The sequence below is a fragment of the Methanobrevibacter sp. genome, assembly GCF_045120835.1.
GTDB lineage: Archaea > Methanobacteriota > Methanobacteria > Methanobacteriales > Methanobacteriaceae > Methanocatella.
On record NZ_JBGVFE010000098.1, the window covers coordinates 1 to 6,130 of the forward strand.

At 38.0% G+C, this 6,130-nt stretch carries 5 protein-coding genes; 1 reads left to right on the top strand and 4 read right to left on the bottom strand.

Annotation, left to right across the window (positions count from 1 at the left end):
* The first annotated feature begins 481 nt into the window (after window positions 1-481).
* Window positions 482-1,336: a phosphoserine phosphatase gene (locus ACJMLO_RS08960; RefSeq protein WP_405296012.1), complete on the top strand. Its 855-nt coding sequence runs from the start codon at window positions 482-484 to the stop codon at window positions 1,334-1,336.
* Here the strand turns inward: ACJMLO_RS08960 and ACJMLO_RS08965 are convergent.
* From ACJMLO_RS08965 to ACJMLO_RS08980, 4 genes are all read right to left on the bottom strand, one after another.
* Entirely contained in the window at window positions 1,333-1,611 is a 279-nt protein-coding gene (locus tag ACJMLO_RS08965) for a zinc ribbon domain-containing protein (RefSeq protein ID WP_405296014.1), read from the bottom strand. The two genes, ACJMLO_RS08960 and ACJMLO_RS08965, sit on opposite strands and share 4 nt — an antisense overlap.
* A gap of 44 nt (window positions 1,612-1,655) precedes the next feature.
* The gene (locus ACJMLO_RS08970) at window positions 1,656-2,894 is read right to left on the bottom strand and encodes a bifunctional 5,6,7,8-tetrahydromethanopterin hydro-lyase/3-hexulose-6-phosphate synthase (protein WP_405296020.1); all 1,239 of its coding nucleotides are present in this window, start codon (window positions 2,892-2,894) and stop codon (window positions 1,656-1,658) included.
* A 52-nt stretch (window positions 2,895-2,946) separates the two neighbouring features.
* Window positions 2,947-4,770, bottom strand: coding sequence for a threonine--tRNA ligase (locus ACJMLO_RS08975; protein ID WP_405296016.1), 1,824 nt, complete (start codon window positions 4,768-4,770; stop codon window positions 2,947-2,949).
* A 264-nt stretch (window positions 4,771-5,034) separates the two neighbouring features.
* On the bottom strand, window positions 5,035-6,130 hold a 1,096-nt coding region (locus ACJMLO_RS08980), incomplete at its 5' end, for an Ig-like domain repeat protein (RefSeq protein WP_405296018.1).

The window sequence follows — 6,130 nt, forward strand, 5'->3', positions numbered from 1 at the left end:
CAAAGCTGAGTAGATAGGAAAAATGAAAGAATGATTAATATTAACAATAACTTTTTATTACTTCCCACATTAATTCACCTGAATTTATTTAATAGATAATATATTATTAGTAATAAAGTTAATAATATATATTTTGATTAAAGTATTACTAATTAGGCAAAAAAGGTGGGAAAAGTATTACTCAGGATTTTAAAAAAAATAAATTCTATTCGCTTGCAAGTTTTTCCTCTAGAATTTTAATTTTTTCCCCATTTCATTTAAGGATTTATCCTTCTCATCCAATTCTTTTTGCATCTTCTTTACTATAACAAATCTTTAAAGTTTAAAATACTAATTAAAGTATATAAATATATCTATAACCTAAAAGCAATATTTTAAACTGAGAACAATTTTATCAAATGAGACAGCAACATTTCAAGATTTGGCAAATATTTATTTAATCCAAAAGCCAAAATTATAATATTGAAAATTAGGGGATAATATGAAATTCGGAAACGGTATTGTAAAAAAATATTCAAGAGAGTATAACAGGACACTCAAAAACGGTGAGAGGAAAAAATACACAACAGAACAAATCCAGATTACAGTACCTAAAAACGAAGACATCTATGAAAACAAAGAAGAAGTTCTTATTATCCCAAATTCACAAATCGAGGAATTCAAAAGTAGAGAGGAAGAGATTGAATCATTAAGAATAGCTAATTATTTGCATGTTGAGGAAGTGAAGGAATTGGAAAGGAAATTTGAAAACGAAAATAACATCTCATCTACTTTGGAATACGAAAAGGAAATCGAAGAGCTTAAAGCTCAACTCCAGGAGCAAAACGATGCTTTAAGCGAAATGAAAAGCAAATACAATTCCCTGCATCAGGATAACCTTGAAAATTTAAGATTTGAAAATGAAAACATCAAGGACAAGCACTCAAAGCTAATCGTTGAAAACGAAAACCTGAAAACAAAATACGTCAACATGAAAACCGAAAACGAGAATCTCAAAACAAAATATTCCAGCATCAAGGAAGAAAACAAGAACCTGAAAACAAAATGCTCAAACCTCAAGGACGAGCACTACTCCCTCAAGGAAAGCTTCAACAGCGTATCTACAAAATACGATCACCTCAAGCAGGAAACCCTCAACACAAAAACAAGCTATGCCGAGATTTTTGAAGTCAATGAAAATTTAGAAAAAGATTATGATTCACTTTTGGAAGAATATAATGATTTGGTTGACAGGTTCAACAATTTGCAGGAAGAACTCTACATCATCAAATCCAACCAATCACGCGATGATTATATCGCCACCAGAGTCAAGGAATTTATGCTCAACAGGTCTTAAAACTGATAATCGTCCTGAAACTCAGGATTCCATCTTTTGAGTCCCGGAATGAACATTGCGGTAATTCCGGTTGCCTGTGTTTCAACAAGCCTAGGATTTTTTTCCATCATCTCTTTTGTCTTTCTGACAATCATCTCTTCTAAAGTAATGTCCGGTTCTGTGTATTCACCATTTTGAAAGCAGTCCTTGCAGAATTCCGGATTTAGACTGCCATCCTTATTTGTACCATAGTCTTCCTTTACGATTGGCTGTCCGCATGAATTGCAAAATCCCATAATATCACTAAAAAAAATAGATTGTAAATTAGATTGAATCTAATTTACTCTTTCACTTCAATGTTTTCGTCTTCATCCATTGCAAGTCTCATGTTGTCCGGATCAGGGTCGAAATGTTCGAGGAAGTCCTGTGCGGCTCTTCTAACATCCCTTGAACCGATGATGTATCTTCCTGCAATGATGATGTTTGCGCCTTTATCAATTGCCTCTTCAACGTTGTTAGGCTTGATACCGCCTGCAACAGCAATGAGACCTTTGTTTCCAAGTGTGGCTTTGATGTCTTTGATGTTACCCCACTCGGTCATGTCGCTTACGTCTTCACCGTGTTCGGCTCTGTATGATTCCATGTCAACGTTTCTGTGAAGCAGGACTATATCAGGTTTGAGGTCATCAGGAAGCTGAGCGAGCTTATCTTCAAATCCTTTGACGTTCATCATGTCAAGAATGGAATAGATACCTTGCTTTTGGGTTTCATGGATTGCCTTTGCAATTGATTCGATTGTACCTAGACCGGAAATCGCAACTGCGTCAGCTGTTTCGTCAGCAGCCATCTTGACTTCAACACGGCCAACGTCCAAGGTTTTCAAATCAGCAATGATGAATGCGTCAGGTCTGAGTGCACGGATTTTTCCGATTATGCCGACACCGAACTTTTTGACAAGCGGTGTACCTGCTTCCAAGAGGATTCTGTCATTGTCAGGCAATTCTGAGATGATTCTCTCCATAGCGGCTTCGTTGTCAAGGTCAAGTGCAACCTGCAGATATGGTGGGCTCCAGAGTTTTTTGACTTTGAATCCCATGATTGGGTGAGTTCCACGGTCTTTTTCTGCAAGAACTTTGTCGATATCCGGATATCCTTCCATCGCTCTTCTGATAGCGAGTTTGGTTGCTCCGTAGTTGTACTGATAGATTTTTCTGAAATCCTTAGCTGACGGATCGATGAATACGCTTACGTTGATTACAATGTCTTCAACGATTTCCTTTGGAATGTATCCGTCTTCCACAGCATCAGCAACGGCTCTTGCAACTGCAGTCTGTGCAGGTCCGAATATTTTACTTGCATCATCCAAATCACCGACTGTTACCTTAGGAATGATTAAGGTAGCAGGTTTTGTCATTAAGTTAGGTCTGATTACACTTGTTAGTGGAGTGTGGCCTACGGAAAGGTTTGATAATCCATTAGCGAAAGCTTGACCAACCGGTCCGAATTTATCACCAATCAATAAGTCGATGTGTGCCAATTCAGGGCCGTCTCCAATAAGGGCTTCTCCTATTTTATACATTGGGTCCATTAAATTTCCTCCATATTATAATATAAATTTCATTTTAAATAAACTATTGGAAGTTAATCCTTCTTGAGATGTCCTTAGGTAAAGGCAATTTTCTGAAAGGTTTTCCTTCACATTTAGCGTTAATTTCACTTATCAGTTCGTCAACTGTCATGTCGACCTTTTCACCGGTTTCACGCACAGTCACCTGGAACCTGCCGGTTTCGGCTTCCTTGTCTCCGACAACGAAGATGTAAGGTATCCATTCTTTTGCAGCGTTGCGGATTTTTTTACCTACACTTTCATCCCTGTCGTCAACGTCGACACGGATATTGGATGCATTGATTTTTGCATACAGTTCATCTGCAAATTCCTTATGAGCCTCACCGACGGTTAGGATTCTTGCCTGAATAGGACTCAACCAAGTCGGAAGCATTGGTGAGCGTTCATTAATCTCGATTGCGGTTTTTTCAAGCATTGCACACAATACCCTTTCAATACTTCCGGTCGGGGAAGTGTGAAGGATTGTAGGATTGTGCTGGTTGCCGTCTTCACCGAGATATGTGATGTCGAATCTTTTGCCGCTTTCAACATCGATTTGAACGGTCGGGTTTTCGATTGGCCTTCCTAATGCATCGATGTTTGCCAGGTCAATCTTACATACCCAGTAATGGTGTCTTTCAGGCAGGATTTCCAGAAGAATCGGTTTTTGGAATTTGGCTGCTATCTCATACATCCAGTCCTCGTTTTCATCAAAGAAGTCCTGGGTTGCTCTGAAAATCACTTCAAAGTCTAAATTTAAATCTTTTCCGGTCTGCATACACATGTCGGTCTGCTGTGAGAATTCCTCAAGGGACGCCTGGACGTCTGTACAGAATGAGTGACAGTCCGGCATTGTGAATGCCCTTAACCTTTTAAGACCAACCACTTCTCCCTTTTTCTCGAATCTGAAACTGTATCTTGTCAGTTCGAAGATTTTGGCCGGGAAGTTTTTCCAGGTCAGGTATGAATCGCTCATCAATCTGAATGCACCGAAACATGCGGCGAACCTGAGCATCAGGTTCTTTTTGGTATCGGTTCTGTACTGCCTTTCACCGAACTTGTAGGCATGCTCATAGATTGCCTGATTGTCCAGATCATAAAAGATTGGAGTTTCAACCGGCATTGCTCCGCGCTCAACGGTTAAATCATAAACGTAATCTGAAAGGAGATCCCTTATGAGTTTTCCTTTAGGATACCATCTGAGGTTTCCAACGTCGGATGCAGGTTCATAGTCACAGATTTCCTTTTCCCTCATTAATTTAACGTGTGGAGGTTCACCCTCATCGGATGCGCCACGGCCGAGTTCATAGTCAACCAGCTGCTTGAATGCATGGTTGGTGAAGTCAAAGTCTTCAATCTGTGTGATCCTATCCCCTTCAAGTATCTGCCAGGTGGAAGGTTTCCTTTCAACCTTTTCCTCTTCTTCCTCAGCGGTTATTGTTCTTGACAGTTCGCTTAATGGGTGTCCTTTGCAGGATATTTCAAATGCCTTATACCATCCGAAGGGTACTCTTTTAACTGTTAAGTTTTCATCAAGCAATGCCTGTTCAGCGTCTTTGAGAATTTGAACGGCAATTTTCGGAGAACTTAATGATGAGGAAAGGTGAGCATATGGGTATAACACTATATTTTCAGCCTTGACCTGATCATTTGTTTTGATGACTTCTTTAACGAGGTTTTTAACAATACCTTCCGGATTATTTTCATCGTCTTTTTCAACAGCTGTAAACACTACAAGAGAATCGTCAAAAGAACCGTCATGTTTGTCTTCCGGGATTTCTTCAGCTACAGGTGTCTTATTTTTTACATTATAGTTTAAATAATCAGAATGAATAAGAAGTATTCTCATTTAATCACCATATATTAGTGATTAAATTTTTGATTTTAATATTATATAAAAATAGTTAATTTCAGCATGAAAGGTCACAGACAGGAGCGAAAATAATTGTCAGTAAATTAAATTATTGAGTGATTAAAATTATAGTGATAATATTAAAGGTATGAATCATTAATCGGTGAGTGGATTATTTTGATTGGTGTGGATATTCTATAGTTTATTGTTTGGATGGTACATATGTTAAAAAATAAAAAAGGGGATAGAGATTAAAAATCCCTATCTTTTAATTTTAAGTTTTTTGGTTACAGTGTCTTTTCCATAACTTACTGTGTATTTGTACTTTTTACCAACTTTGAGTTTTTTGATCATGGAAGGTTTAACTTTCCAGGTCGCTTTACCTTTCTTGTTGGTTTTTACTTTGTACTTTTTACCTTTAAGTTTGATCTTGAGTTTTTTACCTTTGAGGTATTTACCGTCGACTTTGCTTAAGGTAATTTTAACTTTAGTAGTTTTGGATTTTTTGACCTTTTTGTTTTTAGCCTTTATAATATTTTTAATAGTAACCTTGTTGGTTGTTTCTGCGGAACTGTATTTAGCTGTTACATCGTATTTATCGATCTTAGCTTTACTGTTCAATTTGAATGTTGCTTCACCTTTGCTGTTTGTTTTTACAGAGAGTTTAGCACCATTGAATGAAACAGATACAATTTCACCAGCAGCTGGTTTACCATCGATAGTTAAAAGAACTGTGTATTTAGCAGAACCAGAGTAGAGTACGCTTAAGTCTTTACCTTCAAGTTTAGGAACAGGAGTGATTAAGGTAATCATGTCTGATTTTGAAATGTTTCCGTATTGAGCATCACCGGAGTAAGTAACGGTAACGTCGTGGTTACCAACGCTTAAACCAGGAATGGTAATACTTGCACCACCGTTTTTAACTTCAGCCAAGTACTCTTTACCATCTACAGTGACAGTGAGAGTTCCTGTAGCATCGCTTGGTAAATTCTTAATAGCGAAAGTAGGTTCGTATGTAGAAGCACCAGCAGGAATATCGATGGTTACATTTCCTGAAATATCTTTCTTAATAATCTCGAATGAGTTGATATCAGTTGCTAGGTTATAGTTGTCGTCGCCTTCATAGGTTACAGCATAACCATATTTACCGTAAGCTAAGTTAGGTACAACAATTGTTGCGGTTCCGTTTACTAATGGTATGCCAGTAGCAACAAGTTCACCACTAACGGTTGCGTAAACAGTACCTGTAGCGTCTTCAGGAGCAATGACAGTAATAGTCATGTTCTGACCGACAGTTACATTTACAGCAGCAACGGTAGTGAATGTTGGGTCTGCTTTTGCAACGCTGAATGCTTTG

Bases quoted from the DNA above. Each gene is read 5' to 3' on its own strand.
- ACJMLO_RS08960 (WP_405296012.1), top strand. From the start codon at position 482: ATGAAATTCGGAAACGGTATTGTAAAAAAATATTCAAGAGAGTATAAC.
- ACJMLO_RS08965 (WP_405296014.1), bottom strand. From the start codon at position 1,611: ATGGGATTTTGCAATTCATGCGGACAGCCAATCGTAAAGGAAGACTAT.
- ACJMLO_RS08970 (WP_405296020.1), bottom strand. From the start codon at position 2,894: ATGTATAAAATAGGAGAAGCCCTTATTGGAGACGGCCCTGAATTGGCA.
- ACJMLO_RS08975 (WP_405296016.1), bottom strand. From the start codon at position 4,770: ATGAGAATACTTCTTATTCATTCTGATTATTTAAACTATAATGTAAAA.